This window comes from Kineosporia rhizophila (assembly GCF_021277265.1).
GTDB lineage: Bacteria > Actinomycetota > Actinomycetes > Actinomycetales > Kineosporiaceae > Kineosporia > Kineosporia rhizophila.
In genome coordinates, this window is the sequence record NZ_JAJSOH010000013.1 from 1 (window position 1) to 19648 (window position 19648).

Below are 19648 nucleotides of genomic sequence, written 5' to 3' on the forward strand. Positions count from 1 at the left end.
GAGACCCGCTCGGTACGCACCGCCGGGGTGTGGGTGGCGCCCGACGCCGCCCACCTGGCCGACCTGGTGGCCCGCGTCGACGACGGACGGCTGCAGCTGAACATCGCCGACCGCCGTTCCCTCGACGAACTGCCGACCGTGCACCAGGACGCCGCCGACGGCAAGCTGCTCGGCAAGACCGTCATCGTCGTGGCCTGAGCCGGCCGGTGCTCGCCGTCCGCCCCGCGCACCGACCGGCGAGGGGCGACGGCGTCACGGACCTGACTCGACGAGGGCGGCGAGCAGAAGAAGCGGTGTACCAGGTGAACCACCTGTACACATACAGCAAGCTGCCCGCCCGTGGCCGGCGCCGGGCCGGAGCGCGTCAGGACCCGGCACCGGCTCGCTCGTACTCGGCGATCACGGTGCCCGACTCGAAGGCGCGCCAGCCGACCCGGGTGAACGTGCGGGGCGAGTACTCGATGCCGCCGAACAGCGGGATGCCCGCGCCGAGCACGATCGGGTTGATCTTCAGCACCAGCCGGTCGATCTCGTCCAGCACCGAGCCGGCCAGCCGGCCGCCACCGGCGACCCAGATGCCCTGACCGGGCTCGGCCTTCAGCTCCCGCAGGCGCCGCACCGGATCGGCGGTCACCTCCAGCCCGTCAGGGACCTCGCGTTCCTGACGCGAGGCGATCACCTGGCGCAGGTGCTGGTAAGGGCTGTCGATGCCCTCCTTCAGAGCGGGCGTGTAGGTCTCCCAGCCCATCAGCACGGTGTCGAACCGCGAGCGGGTGGCGGTCAGGCCGAACCGCTGCAGCAGGTGGGTGGGGATGGTGTCGGTGTACTCGTGCATGAGCACCTGCATGTGGTCGCCCTCCATCGGGAAGGCGTCGAAGCCCCCCTCCGGGTCGGCGATGCGGCCGTCGAGGCTGGTGGCCACGTAGTACGTCACTTCACGCAAGACGGTACTCCGATCACTACAGATGTCGTGGACGAAGAGAAACTACAACGGCCGTAGTGGTTCGTCTAGGGTGTTTCCATGGCACGGAACGAGGCACGACGTCAGGCGCTGGGCGATGCGGGCCTGCACGTCCTGGCCACGCAGGGGGCCCGGGGGCTGACGCATCGGGCGGTGGACGCGGCGGCCGGGGTGCCTGCGGGCACCACGTCGAACTACTTCCGCTCTCGGGAAGCCCTCATCCAGGGCCTGTTCGACCGGATCGGCGAAAGGCTGGCCCCCGCGCCGGAGGTCTGGGCCCAGGTGGGTACCCGGGAACCGACCAAGGCCCTGTTCGCCGAGTACACGCGCGACATCGTCCGTAGGCTTCTGGCCGCTCCCGAGGCCACCATCGCCCTGTTCGAACTACGTCTGGAGTCGCGCCGCCGCCCGGAACTGGCCGGGCCGCTCACCGCCTGGCAGCAGGCCGGGTTCGCCGCGGACGTGGACTTCAACCGGGCGGCCGGCCTGCCCGGGACCGCTCAGGACATCGCCCTCTTCCACTACGCCGTGGAGGGCCTGGTGCTGGATCGGCTGACCACCCCGATCGATCCGGGCACCTCCGTCGACGAGGTGGTGCAGACGCTGGTCGATCGGCTGCTGCCGGGTCCCTCCTGAGGGCGGGCGCGGGGTACAGCAGACTGGCCCCATGCTCCGCCGCTCGCCGACCCGTCGTGACCTGTTCCGCCTGGCGGTCGCCGCCCCGATCGTCCTGGCCGGCTGTGGCGGGCGAGCGGTGGAGAACAGTGCGAACACGAGTGCGCAGGGCAGCGCGGGAAGGCTCCTGCCCAGTCAGGCCCCACTCCCGCAACCGTTCCTGCGCGCACTGCCGCTGCCACCCGTCCTCAAACCGGTTCGTAGCGACGCCGGCACCGACTACTACGAGATCACCCAGAAGCGCGGTACGGCCCGGATCCTCGACGACCTGGACACCGAGGTGTGGGGTTACGACGGCGTCTTCCCCGGCCCGACGATCGTGTCCCGCTCGGGCCGGCGGACCGTGGTCCAGCACACCAACGAGCTGCCGGTGCCGGTGGTGGTGCACCTGCACGGCGGACGGGTGGCGGCCGACCAGGACGGATACCCCACCGACTACCTGCACCCGGTGAGCGGGCGGGTGGCCGACAGCCACGGCCAGGGACTCAACGGCGCCCAGGGCTCGCGGGACTACGTGTACGAGATCGACCAGCCCGCGGCCACGCTCTGGTACCACGACCACCGGATGGACTTCACCGGTCCTCAGGTCTACCGCGGGCTGGCCGGTTTCCACCTGGTCACCGACGAGGAGGAAGAGGCCCTGGGGCTGCCCTCGGGTGAGCGCGACGTGCCGTTGATGATCGTGGACCGCTCGTTCGCCGCCGACGGCTCGTTCCGTTACCCCTCGGTGGATCCTTCACTACTGGGGACGCCCGGGGTCACCGCCGAGTACATGAGCGGGGTTCTGGGTGATTGCGTACTGGTCAACGGTGCCCCGTGGCCGGTGCTGGAGGTCGCGCCGGCGCGCTACCGCTTCCGGATCCTCAACGCTTCCAACGCCCGTCGCTTCCGGCTGCGCCTGGACAGCGGGCTCGACGACCTCGACGGCGGGGCGCAGTTCGTCCAGATCGGCAGCGACCAGGGACTTCTGGCGGCGCCGGTGCCGCTGGATCGCCTGGACGTGGCTCAGGGCGAGCGTTTCGACGTGGTGGTCGACTTCTCGGCCCACGCCGACGGCGATCTGGTCACGATGGTGAACGAACGCGGTGAGGGCACGACGGCGCAGGTCATGCGGTTCGTGGTCACCGGTACGACTGAGGACGTCCGCGACGGCAGCCGGCTGCCCGACCGTCTGGCCGATCCCGAGGTGCTGAGCGAGGCCGACGTGGTGGCCACGCGGGAGTTCACCTTCCGGCGGGGCGGGGCCGAGGCGCACGGGATGTCGCTGTGGACGGTGAACGGGGAGGCGTTCGATCCCGAACGGGTACTCGCCCAGGTCCGGATGGGCACGGTGGAACGCTGGACGGTGGTCTCGCAGAACAACGAGCACCCCTTCCACGTGCACCTGGGCGCCTTCCAGGTGCTGGGGACCACCGGAGCCGCCGCCGGCCGGGCCGACGGCGGCTGGAAGGACACGGTGAACCTGGACAACGGTGGCCGGGCCGAGCTGCTGGTGCGTTTCGACGGTCATCGTGGGGCTGCGGTGCTGCACTGCCACAACCTGGAGCACGAGGACATGATGATGATGGCGAACTTCGAGGTGGTCTGAGCGCCGGCCCGCCCCCGCTGACGAGGGCGGGCCGGCCGGGCTCAGGGGGCGACCGTCTCCTTCTGCGGCTGCGCCTCGTCGCCGGCGGGCTTGCGGGAGAGGTGACCCGGCCACCAGAACCAGCGGCCCAGCAGGGTGACCATGGCCGGCACCAGCACGGTGCGCACCACCAGGGTGTCGAGCAGGACGCCGATGCCGACGATCACGCCGATCTGGGTGAGCACGATCAGCGGCAGCACCCCGAGCACCGCGAACACCGCCGCCAGCAGGACGCCGGCGCTGGTGATCACGCCGCCGGTGACGGCCAGGGCCAGCGAGATCGGGCCGCGGGAGACGTCTCCGGGCGACTGCTCGGCCTCTTCCTTGGCCCGGGTGGCCAGGAAGATGTTGTAGTCGACGCCCAGGGCCACCAGGAAGAGGAAGGCCAGCAGCGGCACGGTGAGGTCGAGCGCCGGGAAGTCGAACACGTTGGTGAAGACCAGCCAGGCGGCCCCCATCGCGGCGGCGTAGGTGGCGACCACGGTGAGCACCAGCAGGACGGCCGCCACCAGGGAGCGCAGCAGGGCCAGCAGCACGGCCAGCACCACGAGCAGGACCAGCGGGATGATCAGCCAGCGGTCGCGGTCGGCACTGCGGTCGGCGTCCAGGGCCTCGGCGTCGGTGCCGCCGACCAGGGCGCCGCTGTCCACCTCGGAGGTGGCCGAGCGCAGGTCCTCGATCACGGCGAAGGCCTCGTCGGTGGCCGGGGCGGCGCTGATCACCACCTCGATCACGGTGCGGCCGTCGGCCTCGGTGCCGGGCCGGGCCGACTGGACCCCCTCCACGTCCTCGGCCGCGGCGAGCACCGCCGGGGCCTTGTCGGTGCTGGTCACCACGATGGTGGGCTGGGAGGAACCGGCGGCGAAGTGCTCGCCCAGGGTCTCCTGACCGGTGACCGACTCGGGGGTGGCGCGGAACTGCTCGGTCTGGGAGAGACCGCTCTTCAGTCCGGTCAGCGGGATCATCAGGACGGCGAGCGCGGCCAGGGCGACGGCGCCGACCAGGACGGGCCGCTTGGTGACCCCCTCGGCCACGCGCCACCAGAAGCCGGCCCGCTCGGGCACGTCCTGCCCGGCCCGGGGCACGAACGGCCAGAACAGGGCGCGGCCGGGCACGGTCATCGCGGCGGGCAGCACCAGCAGGGCGTAGACGACGGCGGTGATGATGCCCAGGGCGCCGCCCAGGCCGATGTTGCGGCTGGAGGGGCTCTCGGCGAAGCCGAGGCACAGCAGGGCCAGGACGACGGTGCCGGAGCTGGCCAGGATGGCCGGGGCCGCCCGGTCGACGGCGACCTTCATCGCGTCGTACCGGTTCTCGTGCCGGCGCAGCTCCTCGCGGTAGCGGGCGATGAGCAGCAGGGCGTAGTTGGTGCCCGCGCCGAAGACCAGTACCGAGGTGATGCCGACGGAGGCGCCGTCGGTGGTGAAGGGCAGGAACTTCGTGCCCACGGCGACGACGGTGATCGCGACCTGGTCGGCGACCCCGACCACGGCCAGCGGCACCAGCCACAGCCAGGGGCTGCGGTAGGTGAGCAGGAGCAGGAAGGCGACCACGCCGGCGGTGGCGAACAGCAGGCGGGTGTCGGCGCCGTCGAAGACCCCGGCCAGGTCGACCGTGAAGGCCGGGCCGCCGGTGACCTGGGCGCGCATGCCCTCGGGCACCTCGTCGGCGAGCTGGGCGCGCATCTTCTCGACGATCGTGACCAGTTCGTCGTTGGAGGCGCTGGAGGACAGCGGCACCCCGATCAGGGCGGCCTGGCCGTCCTCGGCGAGCTGCTGGAAGACCGGCGCACCGCCGACCGAGTACTCCTGGAGGGTCTTGGCGAGGGCCTCGACGGCCGTGCGGTCGGACTCGGTGAGGGCCTGGCCCTCCCGGTCGAGGACGACGATCGCCGGGACGACCTCGCTGCCGCCCATCTCGTCGCGCAGGTCAGCGGCCTGGCGCGACTCGGCGTCGGCGGGGACGTTGGCGACCCCGTTCTGGGACTCGTCGGCGGTGATCGGTGCGGACAGGGCCACCCCGGAGAAGATCACCGCGAGCAGGACGACGATCCAGCTGAGTTTCGGGCCGACGAGATGGGGCAGTCGGCGTTTAGTTCCACCGTCGAATAGTTCCACGAGCGAAAGAGTATGATGAGCGGGTGCACGACGCCAATCCGCAACGCCCAGTGACCGAAGAAGAGCCCTCGACGGCTGCCCGTCCCCGGCACTCGCACCGCGATCCCCGGCCCGAGGCCGTCCGGGCGGTGCGGGCGATGGCCGCCTTCGCCAACGAGTCGGAGATGTACCTGGCCGCCACCGGGCGCGACGAGGCGATCCACCGCACCGACCTGAACGGGCTGCGGGTGGTCATGGCGGGCGCCGCCCCCGGGGCCGAGCCGGTCACGCCGCGCCGGATCAGCGAGGCCCTGCAGCTCAGTGCGCCGGCCACCTCGGCCATGCTCGACCGGCTGGAGCGCCTGGGGCACATCGAACGGCACCCGCACCCGCGCGACCGCCGCTCGGTGGTGGTGGTCGCCACCGATCACGCCCACACGGTCGGAGCAGCGATGTTCGGGCGGGTGGGGGCCCGGATGTCCCCCGTCCTGGCCGGGCGCAGCGCCGAGGAGCTGGCGCTGATCGCGCAGTTCCTGGAAGAGGCCACGGCCGCCACCCACGCGGCCCGGGCCGACATCGACGAGCGCTGACCGGCTCCGCCCGCGTGGGTGCCGTGCACTGAACCCGGGCGGCATCGCCACTGCAACCCCGCTAGCACCAACCGGCGGCGAAGGCGCCCATAGGTAGCGTCGAAGCCACTCGCCTGGGGGGAGGCAGTCGCATGTTCACCCGGTCCGCGCTGGCTGTGCCGGCCGCGTTGCTGACGCTCGTGCTCGCGGTCGGCGGCTGCACCCGCGACAACCCCTACGACAGCCCGGCCCCCACCGTTCCGAGCCCGTCGGCCGTCACACCCACCGGTGACCCACTGGTGGCGGAGACCACCAGCGGGCGGCTGGAGGGCAAGGCCGACGGGCTCGTGAACCGGTTCCTGGGGGTGCGGTACGCCGAGCCGCCCACCGGCGAACGCCGCTGGACCCTGCCGGAACTGGCCGAGCAGGCCGTCGAACCGGTCAGTGCCCGGAAGTCCGGGCCCCGCTGCGCGCAGACGGCGACCGAGGAGAACCCGCTCAGCCGCTCCGAGGACTGCCTGTTCCTCGACGTGACCGCCCCGGCCACCGCCCGAGGTGGCCAGAACCTGCCGGTGATGGTCTGGTGGCACGGCGGCGACTACACCCACGGCTCGGGTTCCGACTACGACGCCGCCCGCCTGGCCGCCGAGGGCAACGTGATCGTCGTGACGGTGAACTACCGCCTGGGCGTCTTCGGCTACCTCTCCCTGCCCGGCCTCGAGGGCAGCGGCACCTTCGGCCTGGCCGACCAGGTCATGGCCACCCGCTGGGCCCGGCGCAACGCCACCGCCTTCGGCGGGGACCCGGACAACGTCACGGTCTTCGGTGAGTCGGCCGGGGCGATGAGCGCCTGTGCCTTCCTGACCTCACCCGAGTTCGAGGGCCTGGCCTCGAAGGTGGCCATGTCCTCGGGCGGCAGTTGCCGGCTGCGCTGGCCGGAGAACGGGCTGACGTTGTCCGCGCCGGCCCGCAGCCCGTACGTCAGCCTCGCCGAGGGCGCGGCGCTGGGCGTCGACCAGGCCCGCGAGGCCGGCTGCCGCGGCCTGGAGGTGCTCGACTGCCTGCGCGCCACCCCGGTGGAGGACCTGCTGGAGATCTCCCCGCAGTTCCACGACGTGCTCGCCTACGGCACCCCGCTGCTCCCGGTGGACCCGGCGCAGGCGGTCCTGGAGGGGCGGGTCTCCCCCGTCCCGGTGATCTCCAGCGTCAACCGCCACGAGGCGCGGGCCTTCGTCACCGCGGACGAGAAGTCGTTCACCCGCAAGTCCTACCCGGCCTACGTCGCCGCCGCCTACCCCGGCCACGAGACCGAGGTGCTGGCCCAGTACCCGCTGTCGGACTACGACAGCCCGGCCCTGGCCTGGTCGGCGCTGATCACCGACAGTTCCTGGGTGTGCCCCACGCTCGAGGGCGACACCGCGCTGGCCGCCAACGGCTCCCCGGTCTACGCCGCCCAGTTCGCCGAGCCGGCCGCCGCCCTGGGCAGCGACCTGCCCTACCTGTTCGACCTGCGCGGGCAGGACCCGCTGGAGGGCGAGCAGCTCGACCTGGCCGCGACGATGGTCGCCTACTGGACCTCGTTCGCGCACAACGGAATGCCCAAGGCGCAGAACCAGCCGCCGTGGCCGGAGTACAGCGGGCCGGGTGGGCAGAGCCTGCGACTGCGGGCCGACCTGATCGAGACGGCAGACCTCGGCGTCGAGCACCGCTGCGACTTCTGGGCCGACCTCTAGCCACGCCCGGTCAGCGGGTCGGCGCCTCCCCTCGCCGACCATTACACTCCGGCGTGTCATAGCTTGCGTCCTTACTGAGTAATGCCTGATTACTGTCCGGAGGGGCGTGTTGGTCCAGAGTGTCGCCGGGGTGTCGACCGAGGCCCCCGGTCTTTCGCCGCGGCTGGTCCCGGCCGGGCAACCGGGGGTCCAGGCCGCCGCGGTGCTCGCGCTGGCCCGGGCGGTGCTGCTGTCCCGTCTGGCCGCCTCGGCGCTCTACGCCGCGACGGCCCTGCTGCTCAACGGCGTGGACGGCGACTCGGCCCAGCGCTACCTGCTGCCGTGCCTGATCATCGCCGTAGTCACCCTGGCCGAGTGCCACCTGTTGCGCCGGATGGCCTCCGGCCCGCCGCGCGTCGGTCTGGTGCTCGCCGACTCGGCCGTGGCCCTGGTGCTGTTCCTGGTCTGGACCGGTGACCCGGTCTACGTCCTGTTCCAGGTCGGGGCCGCCGCCCTGGCCGGGGCCCTGCTCGGCCTGCACGGCATCCCGTTGTGGGGTGGGCAGGCGGTGCAGGCCGCGGCCACCTGCTGGCTGGTCCTTTCCGACAAGGTCGCTCCCCCGCTGACCACCGTGGTTCTGGTGGCCGCGCCGGGCCTGATCGTCGCGGCCGGGGCCTCCACCATCACCCTGACCCGGGTGCTGCAGGACCGCCTCAACCGCGACCTCGACCCGGCCCGGCCGATGCCCGAGCTCTACGCCCGGGTGCTGTCCACGCTACGCACCACCTCGCTCTCGTTCGCCCGCCGGCCCCGGGCCGGGCGCCTGGCCGACGAACTGGCGCGCACCCTGGCCCAGGACACCTACGTGGCCCTGGAGCGGGCCGCCACCCCGATCGGCGGCATCCGCTTCGACTACGCGCACGAGGACTTCGCCGACCCGCTCGAGCAGCTCTGCCAGGAATGGGCCGCCCAGGCCCGGGTCAGCCTGAACACCGACCTGCCGCCGGTCTGGCTGCGGGTACCGGTGCGCCACCAGCTGGCCCTGATCGTCGACGACGCGCTGAGCAACGTCGCCCACCACGCGCGGGCCACCCGGGCCCGGGTGGAACTGGCCGAACGGAGACACGTCGTGACGCTGACCATCAAGGACAACGGCCAGGGCTTCGACCTGCCGGACGACCCGGCGGTGCTGCGCGGCGGCGGCTACGACGGGATCTGCCGGATGATCACCCGCTCGTCCTACCTGGGCGCCGACCTGACCATCATCACGGAGCCGCACTCGGGCACCGAGATCCGGGTGCGGATGAACGGGATGCCGTCATGAGCAAGAAGACCTTCAAGGCGGGGGCCCCGCTGGGCAAGTCGCTGACCTTCCTGCCCGGCGCCTGGCTCTGGCCCGCCGGACCGCCCATCTGGCAGATCACCACGCTCGGCGCCGCGGTCGCCCTGACCTCCGTAGCCGTGCCCACCCTGCCCACCGTGCTGCCGGACAAGCCCCCGCCGGTGGAGTCCCCCGTGGCGCAGGCCCCCACCCAGGACGACGAATCCGGCGCCCCGGAAGACGGCGGCGCTCCGGACGCAGTTCCTGGCAGCGACCCGACCTCCGTACCCACCGTCACCGGTGTGACGCCCTCAACCGAACCGAGCGAGACCCCCTCCGAGGCACCCAAGGAGACCAAGAACGTCTCCAAGCCCTCGAACTCGGGCTCCCCCGAGGCGAGCGACGAGCCCAACCCCACCGCGACCGACCCGGCGGCGACCCAGCCGCCCACCGAGCCACAGCCGTCCTCCGAGCCCGAGGTTCCCGCGGCGCAGCCGATCACCGTGGCCGCGGCCGACAGCGCGAACCAGCGTTGGCTGGTCAGTGCCGTGGACTGCGCCACCTGTGTCTCCGGCAGCCGCATCATCGGCCTGGGGTTGCTCGCCACCCTGACCGTGCCGGTCGAGTCGGACACCGCCGGCACCCGGCAGCTGAGCATCGCCTACGAGTCCAAGCGCCAGCGCGACCTGTACGTAAGCGTGAACGGCGGCGCCGCGCAGAAGCTCACCGTGGAGGGCACCGGCGGCTGGGAAACGCCCGGCTGGACCAGCGTCAGTGTCGACCTGCAACAGGGCAAGAACTCGATCAAGTTCCACAACCCGATCGGGCTGGCCCCCGACCTCGACCAGATCAGCGTGAACTGATGCCGCTTCATATGCCGTTCTACACGCCCGGGTCCCAGCCGATCAGCCGCTCGTAGACCTGCCGGTCGCCCTCCACCTTCAGGTCATCCAGCGGAACGCGGCCGTAGAAGAGCAGGACCAGGTCGCTGGCCGTGCCCCGGACGCTGACGTCCGGCTCCTCGTCGGTGGCGGGCGTGAAGCGGGCGATCCGCGCGCCGTCGGCGGAGAGCCACAGACGCCAGGAGCGGCCTTCCGTGGCGTGATGATCGACGACTGCGCTCTCGTGCGGCCAGGCGGCTGTGGTTGCGCAGCAGGTGAACAGGAACTCCTCGACGCCGTCAAGGGCCACCTCCGGCGGCAACGGCTGCACGGAACCCACAGTGAGCTGGGCGTCGTAGGTGTGCACGGCGATCTCCTGCAGCTGGTGGCGGGCCACGGCTGCGCAGGTGCGCGGCGACTGCGACCGCCTCCGCCACGTCCAGCACCCGCGATCCGGGCCGGCTTCCCGCAGCGCGTTCAGGAGTTCCTGGGTCGATGCGGCCAGCCAGGCCGTCAGAGCCTCGCGCTCACCCGGCGGGGCATCTTCCACCGTGATCTTGGCCGGGGCATCAGGCCCGGCTGCGACGGTGGCGGCCCAGGAACGCCGCCCCACGCCGATGTGCCGGCCAGATCGAGAAGAGTCCACTCGGGGCAGGTGGGCACCTGAACGTCGAGGCTGGGCGCGGCGGCGACCGTGGTGCGCAGGACGGTCGACCGCTCGTCGATCCGCCGCAGTAGCTCGGGTAACTCCATCGGGGCTGTCTATCACCGGGCTTCGAGGACCGGCGAACCATTTTCGTCCTTCACCGCCGGGGCGGGTCGCTGGGTCAGCACCCCGGCCGCCAGCACCACCACGAGCCCGGCCACCGGCACCACCAGCAGGCCCACCCGCAGGCTGGTGGCGTCGGCGATCGACCCGACCACCGGCGGCGACAGCAGGAACCCCATCCGCATCAGCCAGGAGACCAGGGTGAGCCCGGTACCGGGCTTCAGGCCCGGCAGTTCGTCGGCCTCGTGCATCGCGGCGGGCACCAGCGTGGCCACGCCCAGACCGGCCGCGGCGAAACCCAGGATGGTCATCGGCACGTTGGGTACGGCCAGGGCCAGGCCCATCCCGGCGGCCACCAGCAGTCCCCCGGCCCGGGCGATCGTGCGCTGGCCGAACCGGTCGACCAGGCGATCGCCGATGGTTCGGCCGAAGAACTGGGCCCCCACCATGGCGATGTAGCCCGAGGCCGCCAGCGCCTCCGGTGTGCCCAGATCGGCCGTGAGATACACCGCGGCCCAGGAGTTCCCCGCGTCTTCCACCAGCGTGCCGGCCGTGGCGACCAGGACCAGCGCGGCCACGATCAAAAGGGTGCGGGTCCTCAGGGCGCTCCCGGCCCGGCCCGCAGGTGCTGCCTCGGCGACGGCCGGCTCCACGTCCGGGCCGGGCAGGCAGTAGCGCAGGGCCACCAGCGAGACCACGGCGAAAAGGACCCCCGACAGCGCCAGATGGAGGCCGATGGGCAACCCCACGGCCAGGGCCCCGGCCGCCATCGCGCCACCCGTGACCGCGCCGATCGACCAGGTGGCGTGGAAGGAGTTGATGATCGAGCGCCCGTAGCGGCGCTGCACCCGCAGCCCGTGGGCGTTCTGGGCCACGTCGGTGATGGCGTCGAAGCCGCCGGCCGCGAACAGGGCCAGGGCGAAGAGGACGGCCGTCGGGGACAGACCGGCGACCAGCACCCCGACAGCGGTCAGGAGTGTGGTGAGCACCGCGGCCCGGGCCGAGCCCAGCCGGCGGACCGCCACCCCGGCCGCGGTGCCGGCCACCAGGGCACCCATCGGGAAGGCGGCGACCGAGAGGCCGTAGACCGCGTTGCTCATCCCCAGATCGGCCTTGATCTGCGGGTAGCGGGGAATCAGGTTGGCGAAAAGGGCGCCGTTGGTGAAGAACAGCGCCGCCACGGCGACCCGGGCCCGACGCTCGGGCGCCCCGGGCGCCTGCGGTGTCTCCGCCCGGACGTGCGAACCGGAGGTCATGCGTACGACTGTACACAACCGTCCAGTAGTTGGGTACAGTCGTACGCATGACCGACTACTTCGCCGGTGACCCGCGGACCAACCGCGAGCGCATGCTGGCCGGGGACCTGTACATCGCCGACGACCCGGAGAGCGAGCGCATCTACCGTCGCGCCCAGCTGCTGCTGGAGGAGTACCGGCTGCAGTCGGTGCGGGGCGAGGACGAGGCCGCCCGGCAGACCCTGGCCGACGTGCTGGGCACGGTCGGCGAGGGCGCGGCGATCCGCCCACCGCTGTTCGTCGACTACGGCGAGAACCTGCACGTGGGTGCGCGCACGTTCGTCAACATGAACCTGACCGCGCTGGACGTGGCCGAGATCCGGATCGGTGAGGACTGCCAGATCGGCCCCAACGTCCAGTTGCTCACGCCCACCCACCCGGTGGAGCCCCGGCCGCGCCGGGACAAGCTGGAGGCGGCCCGGCCGATCACGATCGGCGACAACGTCTGGCTGGGCGGCGGGGTGATCGTCTGCCCCGGGGTGACGATCGGCGACAACTCGGTGATCGGCGCCGGAGCGGTGGTGACGCGCGACATCCCGGCGAACGTGGTGGCGGTCGGGAATCCGGCCCGGGTGGTGCGTTCCGTCTGATGGCCCGGCGCTTCGACCCTGAGCGGAGGGACCGGATCATCGACGCCTGCCTGGACGTGATTGCGGAGTCGGGGGTGGCGGGCACGTCGCACCGCCGGGTGGCGGCCGCCGCCGACGTGCCCCTGGGCTCGATGACGTACCACTTCGCGGGCATGGACGAACTGCTGCGCGAGGCCTTCACCCGGTTCGCCCAGGAGATCAGCAACCGATTCGAGGCCCGGATGGCGACGGTGCCGGACCTGGAGGGAGCCCGGCGGGCTGCGGTGGAGCTGATCACCCAGGACACGCTGCAGAACCAGAGGGAGCTGGTGCTGACCCAGGAGCTGTACACGCTGGCGGCCCGGGAACCGGCCTTCCGCACCATCACCAACGCCTGGATGGCGCGCAGCCGGGCTGCTCTGGAACGCCACTTCGACCCGCTGACCGCCCGCCTGCTGGACGCGCTGAACGAGGGACTCACCCTGCACCGCGCCCTGGACACCGAGCCGCACGACACGGCCGCGGTGGTCGAGGCGGTCGCCCGGATCACCCGCCCCGCCCCACCACCTCAGGACGCCTGAACCTGCCCCGGCTCCCACCAGCGCAGGACCCGGGTGCCCGAGAGCGTGAGCCACTTGGACGGCTCGCCCTCGGGAACGTCGACGTCGAACCAGACCTGCCCCTGGAAAGGTTCGGCCTGCAGCCAGGTGCCGTCGGGTTGGCGGGCCTGCCGGATCAGCTCGACCGCCTCGGCGATGCGCGGGTCGGGCGGGACGCCGTCGTGCAGGGCGGCCTCCCGAAAGTAATCCGCAGCGTTCAGTGCGCTGTAGAACCAGCGGAACGGGTAAGTGAAATGCCCGACCCAGGGACCTGGCGACTCACCGGTCGAGAGCCGGTACAGCAGGCGCCGTTTCAGCAGGTACTCTTCGCCGGCCCGGCGAGCGGCCCGCAGCTCGGCTGAGCCTGCACCGGTGGCCTGCTCGTAGGACAGGATGCCCTTGAGCACGTTGAGCGTGGAGTGGAACGAAGCGCGGGTGGAGCCTTCCACCCACATGCAGTTCCAGCCGCCCTCGGCCATCTGGTGCTCGACGAGCCAGCGCGCGATGCCGCCCACCTCCGCGCCCAGCCAGGCCCCGTTGGCCAGCGTGAACGCGTTGATGCAGCAGTCGACCTCGCCGTCCCAGTACGGTAGGTCGTCGTATTCCCAGCGGCAGCCCGCGGCCAGCTTCTCGGCGGTGCCGGCCAGTGCCGCGGCGTCGGCACCCCACTCGCGCAGGGTGTTCAGCGACCAGGTGGTGGCCGTCCAGGGCTGCCCCTCTTCCGGCGGCCCCAGCTCTTCGGTCGGCTCCAGCTCCCCGGTCGGCTCCAGCTCCGCCGGCCGGACCAGATCTCCCGCCGCCACTGCTTCTCCCGCCGCCGTCGGATCTCCCACCGACGCTGGCTCTGCTTCTCCCGCCGACGCCCGCTCTTTCACCGACGCTGACTCTGCTTCTCCCACCGACGCTGGCTCCCCCACCCCCGTCGGCTCTTTCGGGAAGTAGGCCCCGCCCGCCCACTGGCCGTCCGGATCCTGCAGCGAGATCAGCCTGGCCCCGAATCCCTCCCGGGCCACCCGCGCCCGGGTGGCCTGCCAGACCTCGGGCGGCTCGTCGGCCAGGTCCCGCTCGACCTGCCAGCGCAGCGCCGGGTCGGAGTCGATCAGCCACTTCAGCACTCCGGCCGAAAGCTCAGCCGGCAGCCCCGCACCTGGAACGTCCCCCTCGTTCACCATGCCGCCGAGAGTACTGACCACCACCGACAACCATAGGCGATCGGCGAGCAGGAACCGGCGATTCACTGCTGCTGTATCGGGCGTTTCACCGGGCGCCGCGCGGCCCGGATTCCTCTAGCCTGACCAGATGCTGATCCAGCAGGTTCAGGTGGCGGTCGTGCCCGGGCGCCAGACCGCCTTCGAGACCGCGTTGCTCGACGTGCGCCGACGGGCCTTCGCCGCCCCCGGCTTCCGCCGCTTCGACGTGGCCCAGGGCGCCGACCAGCCCTCGCAGTACCAGATCCAGGTGTTCTGGGAGACCGCCGAGGAGCTGGGCGACTTCGTCGCCTCGGACGGTTTCGACCAGGCCTGGGCGCCGGTGCGCCCCTACCTGACCCGGCCGCTGCTGATCGACGTGTTCGTCGAGCGCCCGAGCCTCGACCTGCAGGGCCCCGGCGTGCTCAGCGACATCCTCATGCGCTGAGGCCGCGCTCGGCGTCGCTGCGCAGCACGCAGAACTCGTTGCCCTCCGGGTCGCCCATCACCACCCAGCCCGCACCGTCCTCGGTGCGCTGGTCGGACACCACCGTCGCGCCCACCGTGAGCAGGTGCGCCACCTCCTCGTCGCGGGTGCGCTCCAGCGGTGTCATGCACATGTGCAGCCGGTTCTTCACGGTCTTGCCCTCGGGCACCGAGGCGAACAGCAGGCCCGGCCCGCCGCCCGGCGGGACCAGGAGGAGCTCGGTGTCGCCCGGCACGTTCGGGTCGGCCGGGTCGTCGCCGTAACCCGTGAGCTCCCGCCAGAACGTGGCCACCGCCCAGACGTCGGCACAGTCGAACGTGGTGTGCTGCACTCGAGAAGTCATGGGCCCCTGCCTACCAGGTCGTGGCCGGGTTCGTCGTCTGCTTTACCGAGGCCCTACGCTGTGAAGCGGAACAACCCTCCAGTAACGATCGTGGCAGGAGTACCGCATGCGCGCCGACGCCCAGCGCAACGTCGGGCAGTTGCTCGAGGCCGCCAAGGCGGTGTTCGCCGAGTCCGGTGTGGACGCCCCGGTGCGCGAGATCGCGGCCCGGGCCGGGGTCGGGGTCGGCACCCTGTACCGGCACTTCCCGCAGCGCTCGGACCTGATCACCGCCGTGTTCAAGAGCGAGGTCGACGCGGCCGCGGCCGAGGCCCCGCGGCTGAGCGCCGAGCACGAGCCGATCGAGGCGCTGCTGCAGTGGCTCATGCGTTTCACCGGCTTCATCGCGACCAAGGGCGGCCTGGCCGCGGCCCTGCACTCCGGCGACCCGGCCTACGAGCCCCTGCCGCGCTACTTCGAGGCCAACTTCGGCCCGGTGGTGCACTCGCTGCTGGAGGCCGCCGAGGCCACCGGCCAGATCCGGGCCGGCGCCGTGGAGCCGGTCGACCTGCTGCGGGCGGTGGCCAACCTGTCGCTGGCCGGCGACGAGGAGCACACCCGGCGGATGGTGCGGTTGCTGATCGACGGGCTGCGGTTCAGTTCCGCTCGCTGAGCAGCCGGAAGCCGGCCTGGTCGACCGAGGCAGCGGTGGCCGAGAGCACCACCACCCCGCAGCCGGCCTCGCGGTCCATCCCCAGCCAGGTCCGGAATCCGCCGGTGCCCCCGTTGTGCCAGGTGATCGCCCGGTCCTTGTGCTCGAGGGTGATCCAGGCGGCGCCGATCCGCACGCCGCCCACGAACCGGGCCACCGGGTCGAGCGCCGACAGCCCGGCCACCCGTTCCTCCAGCAGCGCCCGGGTCAGCTCGGCCAGGTCGCCGATGCTGGAACGCACCCCGCCCGCCGGGGCCAGGGCCTGCCCCGGCCAGGCCGGCCGAGGGCGGCCGCCGCGGGTGCGACCGGTGAGCGAGCCCGGGCGCAGGTCGGCCTCGGTGGCGGGCAGATACCACGACTTCAGCCCCAGCGGGCCGGCGATCCGCTCCTGCACCAGCTCGGGATAGGTGGAGTCCTGAGCCGCAGCCACCGCGTGGCCGAGCAGCTCGAAGGCGAAGTTGGAGTAGCGGGGCCGGGGGTTGCGCAGTTCGACCGCGCCCGCCTGCTCGATCATCTCGGCCACGGTGTCGCCGTAGGGGTTGGTGCCGTTCCACCAGAACCGCAGCGAGCGGCGGTAGGGCGAGCGGGCCGACGGAATGCTGGGGATGCCGGAGCGGTGTTTGGAGACGGCCTCCAGCTCGACCCCGGCCACCGGGCAGCCCGCCCGCACCGGCAGCAGTTCACCGATGCGGGTGTCGCCGCGCAGCACCCCTCGCTCCACCGCGTCGCGGTAGAGCAGCCCGGTGACGCCCTTGCTGATCGAGCCGATCTCGAAGTCGGCCTCGGCCGGCGCGCCCCACCCGGCAGTCACCACGCCGTCGTGGTTCACCGACGCCACCGCGGCCACCGGATGTTTCTTACCCAGCATGCGCTGCGCCTGCCCAGCCAGCGCAGCGTCCCCCCAAACGTCGCTCACGAGCGCAATCCTGGCTGGCCCGGCGGCCCGCTGTCCACGACGTCGGGACCAGCCCGCGACACTCAGAAGAAGGTGTGCACCAGGTCCACCACGAACTCCTCCTCGTCGAGCACCGGGATCACCCGCCACTTGTCCAGGGTGGTGCAGGGGTGGGAAATGCCCACGTGTACCAGGTCTCCGGGCGCCAGCTCGGTGTCGGGCGGCAGGTCGAGGAAGGCGTGCTGGTCATTGAGGGCGGTGACGGTAAGGCCGGAGGCCGGGGTGCGGCGCCCGTCCCGGTGGCGGATCTCACGCGGGATGGGCAGGCCCTCGTCGAATCCCGCGTCCCGGCGGCCCAGCAGCAACAGCGCGAGCCCGGGTTCGGGGCGCGAGAGCACCGGGGCCCAGATCGAGAGGGCCGGACGCAGCGGCGGGCCGTCGGCGGCGCGCTGCTGCGGCGTGACGGAGGCGTAGTAGCCGTCGTCGTGGATGGCGTAGGCACCGCTGCGCAGGACGATCACCGGGTCGCCCTCGACCGCGGCCGTCATCAGGGTCAGCGCCACCACGTCGGGGAAGGCGCTGCCCCCGGCCGAGACCACGTACGAGGGGGCGAGCAGCCCGGCGGAGAAGAGGTCGGCGCCCAGCTCGGCCAGCTCCCGGCACCAGGTGGCCACCCGCTCGTTCTCCTCGGCGGTGCCGTGGTGGCCCAGAGTGCCCTCGTAGCCGCTGACTCCGGCCAGGTGCAGTTCCGGGCGGGCCGCCACCGCCACGGCCACGGCCCGGGCCTCGTCGGGTGAGCGGGCTCCGGTGCGCCCGCCCGGGTGGCCCAGCTCGACCAGCACGTCGAGGGCGCGGCGGGCCCCGGCGTGCACCAGCTCGTCGGCGAGGAACGCGACGCCCTCGGCGGAGTCGACGTTCACGTAGACCCGCAGTTCGGGCTCGGCCATCAGACGGCGCGAGAGCCAGGTGATCCCGGCCCGGTCGGCCAGCTGGTTGGCCACCACGAACCGGTGCACCCCGTAGGCGTGGTAGGCCTGCAGCTGCGACACCCCGGCCACGGTGATCGCCCACGCGCCGTTGTCCAGCTGGTGGTGGGCGATCTCGGGGGACATGTAGGTCTTGCCGTGCGGGGCGATCTGCATGCCGTGCTCGGAGCACCAGCTCGCCATCGCCCCGATGTTGTGCAGCAGGGCCGCGCGGTCGATCACCGCCAGCGGGAAGGTGAAGTCGCCCTCGTGCAGCGGCACCGGGCTCTCCCGCAGCCGCTGGGCGGTGACCGTGCCGCGCGAGACCAGCGCGCCCCAGCCCTTCTCGGTGACGCCGACGCGCAGGCCGGCCAGTTCGTGCCGGGCCTTGGCCCGCATGCCGTTCACATCCGCCCCACCGTTCATCGCACCCTCTCCCCTCGCCGCAGGGCCCGGCCGCACCGGCCGCCCGTCAGCTGCCCCTTCTCGAGCACGATCTGTCCGTTCACCAGCACCAGCTCGACGCCCTCGGCCAGCCGCAGCGGTTCGGCGTAGGTGGCCCGGTCGGCCAGCGCCGGCACCTCCAGCACGGCGACGTCGGCCGCGTAGCCCTCTTCCAGCCGCCCGCGCCCGGCCAGACCGAAGCGTTCGCAGGCCCGGCTCGACAGGTGCACGGCCGCCTGGCCCCAGGTCCAGTCGCCCAGGTCGCGGGTGTGCCGGGCGAGCATCCGGGCGAACGCCCCCCGACCGCGCGGGTGCGGGTGGCCGCCGACCAGGATCCCGTCCGAACTACCCATGTGCTCGGGCTGTTTCAGCAGATCGCGGATGTCCTGCGGAGTGTTGGCGGCGGGCTGCTGCACCACGCAGGCGACGGCCAGGTCGCTGGCCAGGATCAGGTCGCAGACCAGGTCGCCCGGCGTCTGCCCGGCCCGGGCGGCGGCCTCGGGCACGGTCAGCCCCTCGGCCCACGGGGCGGCGGGCACCGAGGAGAGCGTGACCCGGGTGAAGAGCTCGGCCAGAGCCGGGAACCACTCCTGCCGCAGCGACTCTCGTACGCTCGCGTCGGCCAGCCGGGCCAGGGTCTGCGAAGGGGCCGCGTCCTGCAGGGATCTGGGCAGCGCGAGCATGGCCAGCAGAGTGTTGCCGCGCCGGTAGGGGTAGGTGTCGTAGGTCAGGTCGACCCCCATCCGGTGCGCCCGCGAGACCTCGGGCAGCAGCAGGTCGGCCGGACCGTGGAAGTGCGAGACGTGAGCTCGCACACCGGATTCGGCGGCCAGCACCAGGAACTCGGCCATCCCCCGCGGCGCATCCTGCTCGTAGCCGCGGATGTGCGAGACGTGCACACCCCCGGCCCGGCTGACCACCTTCAGCAGGGCCGAGAGCTCGTCCGGCCCGGCATACCCGCCGGGCACGTACTCCAGGCCGGTCGACAGGCCCACCGCACCCTCGTCGAGGGCGTGCTCGAGCAGGGCGGTCTGCGGGGCCGGATCGGCCGGGCCGGCCCCGAACCCGGCCACCGAGGCCCGCACCGTGCCGGCCGGGGCCAGGTAGGCCACGTTGAGGGCGCCGCGCCGGTCGTAGTACTCCAGCAACTGCGCCACCGTGGCGCCACCGGCCAGCGGCTCCGGGAAGGGCCCGTTGACCGCGGCGAAGTAACGCGACAGCTCCGGCGCCGCGGCGGCCGAGCTGGGGGCGACCGACACGCCGTCCTGCCCGAGCACCACCGTGGTCACTCCCTGCCTCAGGCAGGCGAGCTCCAGTTCCGGTGAGCCGATCAGCCCTTCCGCGTGGCTGTGCGCATCGACCAGTCCGGGCAGGAGCAGCCGACCGCGCACGTCCACCGTGCGAACGGCCTCGACCCCGTCACCCGTCCCGATCAGCGCGATCGTGCCGTCCTTGATGCCCACATCGGCACGGCGCGGCTCGGCACCCGACCCGTCGGCGATCTCACCACCGGCCAGCAGCACATCCAGCACCACGGCGCACCTCCCTGCCGAACAACGCCG

General features: G+C 72.3%; 18 protein-coding genes and 2 pseudogenes. 11 read left to right on the forward strand and 9 right to left on the reverse strand.

Going from position 1 to position 19648, the window contains the following annotated elements; all coding sequences use genetic code 11:
- Positions 1-198 (forward strand): annotated as a pseudogene (locus LWF15_RS18635) (NADP-dependent oxidoreductase); the annotation flags it as partial.
- A gap of 166 nt (positions 199-364) precedes the next feature.
- Here the strand turns inward: LWF15_RS18635 and LWF15_RS18640 are convergent.
- Positions 365-934 carry a dihydrofolate reductase family protein gene (locus tag LWF15_RS18640; RefSeq protein ID WP_232812307.1) on the reverse strand — a complete coding sequence of 190 codons (570 nt, stop codon included), beginning with the start codon at positions 932-934 and terminating at the stop codon, positions 365-367.
- A gap of 87 nt (positions 935-1021) precedes the next feature.
- Between LWF15_RS18640 and LWF15_RS18645 the strand changes: the two genes are divergently transcribed.
- On the forward strand, positions 1022-1597 hold the full coding sequence (locus tag LWF15_RS18645) for a TetR/AcrR family transcriptional regulator (protein ID WP_232812119.1): 576 nt from the start codon (positions 1022-1024) through the stop codon (positions 1595-1597).
- A 31-nt stretch (positions 1598-1628) separates the two neighbouring features.
- The gene (locus LWF15_RS18650; RefSeq protein WP_232812120.1) at positions 1629-3224 is read left to right on the forward strand and encodes a multicopper oxidase family protein; all 1596 of its coding nucleotides are present in this window, start codon (positions 1629-1631) and stop codon (positions 3222-3224) included.
- A gap of 41 nt (positions 3225-3265) precedes the next feature.
- On the opposite strand, the gene LWF15_RS18655 is transcribed toward LWF15_RS18650, so the two are convergent.
- Positions 3266-5380 (reverse strand): MMPL family transporter, encoded by a 2115-nt coding sequence (locus LWF15_RS18655; RefSeq protein WP_232812121.1) that lies wholly within the window; start codon positions 5378-5380, stop codon positions 3266-3268.
- Positions 5381-5403: 23 nt separating this feature from the next.
- Here LWF15_RS18655 and LWF15_RS37635 point away from each other — a divergent pair, with 23 nt between their 5' ends.
- The 4 genes from LWF15_RS37635 (at position 5404) to LWF15_RS18675 (ending at position 9824) form a co-directional block, all read left to right on the forward strand.
- Entirely contained in the window at positions 5404-5949 is a 546-nt protein-coding gene (locus tag LWF15_RS37635; RefSeq protein ID WP_232812122.1) for a MarR family winged helix-turn-helix transcriptional regulator, read from the forward strand.
- A 131-nt stretch (positions 5950-6080) separates the two neighbouring features.
- Positions 6081-7661 carry a carboxylesterase/lipase family protein gene (locus tag LWF15_RS18665; protein WP_232812123.1) on the forward strand — a complete coding sequence of 527 codons (1581 nt, stop codon included), beginning with the start codon at positions 6081-6083 and terminating at the stop codon, positions 7659-7661.
- A gap of 106 nt (positions 7662-7767) precedes the next feature.
- Positions 7768-8964: a sensor histidine kinase gene (locus LWF15_RS18670; RefSeq protein ID WP_232812124.1), complete on the forward strand. Its 1197-nt coding sequence runs from the start codon at positions 7768-7770 to the stop codon at positions 8962-8964.
- A complete protein-coding gene (locus tag LWF15_RS18675; RefSeq protein ID WP_232812125.1) occupies positions 8961-9824 on the forward strand; it encodes a carbohydrate-binding protein in 864 nt (287 codons plus the stop codon). Before LWF15_RS18670 ends, LWF15_RS18675 begins: the two co-directional genes overlap by 4 nt.
- A gap of 19 nt (positions 9825-9843) precedes the next feature.
- Here the strand turns inward: LWF15_RS18675 and LWF15_RS37640 are convergent.
- Positions 9844-10595, reverse strand: a pseudogene (locus LWF15_RS37640) (maleylpyruvate isomerase family mycothiol-dependent enzyme).
- Between the two features lie 12 nt (positions 10596-10607).
- A complete protein-coding gene (locus LWF15_RS18685) occupies positions 10608-11867 on the reverse strand; it encodes an MFS transporter (RefSeq protein WP_232812127.1) in 1260 nt (419 codons plus the stop codon).
- 47 nt (positions 11868-11914) lie between these two features.
- On the opposite strand from LWF15_RS18685, the gene LWF15_RS18690 reads away from it, so the two are divergent.
- Positions 11915-12496, forward strand: coding sequence for a sugar O-acetyltransferase (locus tag LWF15_RS18690; protein WP_269810440.1), 582 nt, complete (start codon positions 11915-11917; stop codon positions 12494-12496).
- The gene (locus LWF15_RS18700) at positions 12496-13056 is read left to right on the forward strand and encodes a TetR/AcrR family transcriptional regulator (protein WP_232812128.1); all 561 of its coding nucleotides are present in this window, start codon (positions 12496-12498) and stop codon (positions 13054-13056) included. The genes LWF15_RS18690 and LWF15_RS18700 overlap by 1 nt, the downstream gene beginning before the upstream one ends.
- Here the strand turns inward: LWF15_RS18700 and LWF15_RS18705 are convergent.
- On the reverse strand, positions 13044-14246 hold the full coding sequence (locus tag LWF15_RS18705; RefSeq protein WP_232812129.1) for a hypothetical protein: 1203 nt from the start codon (positions 14244-14246) through the stop codon (positions 13044-13046). The two genes, LWF15_RS18700 and LWF15_RS18705, sit on opposite strands and share 13 nt — an antisense overlap.
- Before the next feature lie 127 nt (positions 14247-14373).
- On the opposite strand from LWF15_RS18705, the gene LWF15_RS18710 reads away from it, so the two are divergent.
- The gene (locus LWF15_RS18710) at positions 14374-14709 is read left to right on the forward strand and encodes an antibiotic biosynthesis monooxygenase family protein (protein WP_232812130.1); all 336 of its coding nucleotides are present in this window, start codon (positions 14374-14376) and stop codon (positions 14707-14709) included.
- On the opposite strand, the gene LWF15_RS18715 is transcribed toward LWF15_RS18710, so the two are convergent.
- Positions 14699-15091: a VOC family protein gene (locus LWF15_RS18715; protein WP_232812131.1), complete on the reverse strand. Its 393-nt coding sequence runs from the start codon at positions 15089-15091 to the stop codon at positions 14699-14701. The genes LWF15_RS18710 and LWF15_RS18715 overlap by 11 nt on opposite strands.
- Positions 15092-15197: 106 nt before the next feature.
- On the opposite strand from LWF15_RS18715, the gene LWF15_RS18720 reads away from it, so the two are divergent.
- Positions 15198-15743, forward strand: coding sequence for a TetR/AcrR family transcriptional regulator (locus LWF15_RS18720; protein WP_232812132.1), 546 nt, complete (start codon positions 15198-15200; stop codon positions 15741-15743).
- Here the strand turns inward: LWF15_RS18720 and LWF15_RS18725 are convergent.
- From LWF15_RS18725 to LWF15_RS18735, 3 genes are all read right to left on the reverse strand, one after another.
- Positions 15727-16698: a serine hydrolase domain-containing protein gene (locus tag LWF15_RS18725; protein ID WP_232812133.1), complete on the reverse strand. Its 972-nt coding sequence runs from the start codon at positions 16696-16698 to the stop codon at positions 15727-15729. The genes LWF15_RS18720 and LWF15_RS18725 overlap by 17 nt on opposite strands.
- A 62-nt stretch (positions 16699-16760) precedes the next feature.
- On the reverse strand, positions 16761-18068 hold the full coding sequence (locus tag LWF15_RS18730; protein WP_232812134.1) for an alanine racemase: 1308 nt from the start codon (positions 18066-18068) through the stop codon (positions 16761-16763).
- On the reverse strand, positions 18065-19621 hold the full coding sequence (locus LWF15_RS18735) for an N-acyl-D-amino-acid deacylase family protein (protein WP_232812135.1): 1557 nt from the start codon (positions 19619-19621) through the stop codon (positions 18065-18067). Before LWF15_RS18735 ends, LWF15_RS18730 begins: the two co-directional genes overlap by 4 nt.
- Between the last annotated feature and the right edge of the window lie 27 nt (positions 19622-19648).

Bases quoted from the DNA above. Each gene is read 5' to 3' on its own strand.
- LWF15_RS18645 (WP_232812119.1), top strand. From the start codon at position 1,022: ATGGCACGGAACGAGGCACGACGTCAGGCGCTGGGCGATGCGGGCCTG.
- LWF15_RS18650 (WP_232812120.1), top strand. From the start codon at position 1,629: ATGCTCCGCCGCTCGCCGACCCGTCGTGACCTGTTCCGCCTGGCGGTC.
- LWF15_RS18665 (WP_232812123.1), top strand. From the start codon at position 6,081: ATGTTCACCCGGTCCGCGCTGGCTGTGCCGGCCGCGTTGCTGACGCTC.
- LWF15_RS18675 (WP_232812125.1), top strand. From the start codon at position 8,961: ATGAGCAAGAAGACCTTCAAGGCGGGGGCCCCGCTGGGCAAGTCGCTG.
- LWF15_RS18685 (WP_232812127.1), bottom strand. From the start codon at position 11,867: ATGACCTCCGGTTCGCACGTCCGGGCGGAGACACCGCAGGCGCCCGGG.
- LWF15_RS18690 (WP_269810440.1), top strand. From the start codon at position 11,915: ATGACCGACTACTTCGCCGGTGACCCGCGGACCAACCGCGAGCGCATG.
- LWF15_RS18700 (WP_232812128.1), top strand. From the start codon at position 12,496: ATGGCCCGGCGCTTCGACCCTGAGCGGAGGGACCGGATCATCGACGCC.
- LWF15_RS18705 (WP_232812129.1), bottom strand. From the start codon at position 14,246: ATGGTGAACGAGGGGGACGTTCCAGGTGCGGGGCTGCCGGCTGAGCTT.
- LWF15_RS18710 (WP_232812130.1), top strand. From the start codon at position 14,374: ATGCTGATCCAGCAGGTTCAGGTGGCGGTCGTGCCCGGGCGCCAGACC.
- LWF15_RS18715 (WP_232812131.1), bottom strand. From the start codon at position 15,091: ATGACTTCTCGAGTGCAGCACACCACGTTCGACTGTGCCGACGTCTGG.
- LWF15_RS18720 (WP_232812132.1), top strand. From the start codon at position 15,198: ATGCGCGCCGACGCCCAGCGCAACGTCGGGCAGTTGCTCGAGGCCGCC.
- LWF15_RS18730 (WP_232812134.1), bottom strand. From the start codon at position 18,068: ATGAACGGTGGGGCGGATGTGAACGGCATGCGGGCCAAGGCCCGGCAC.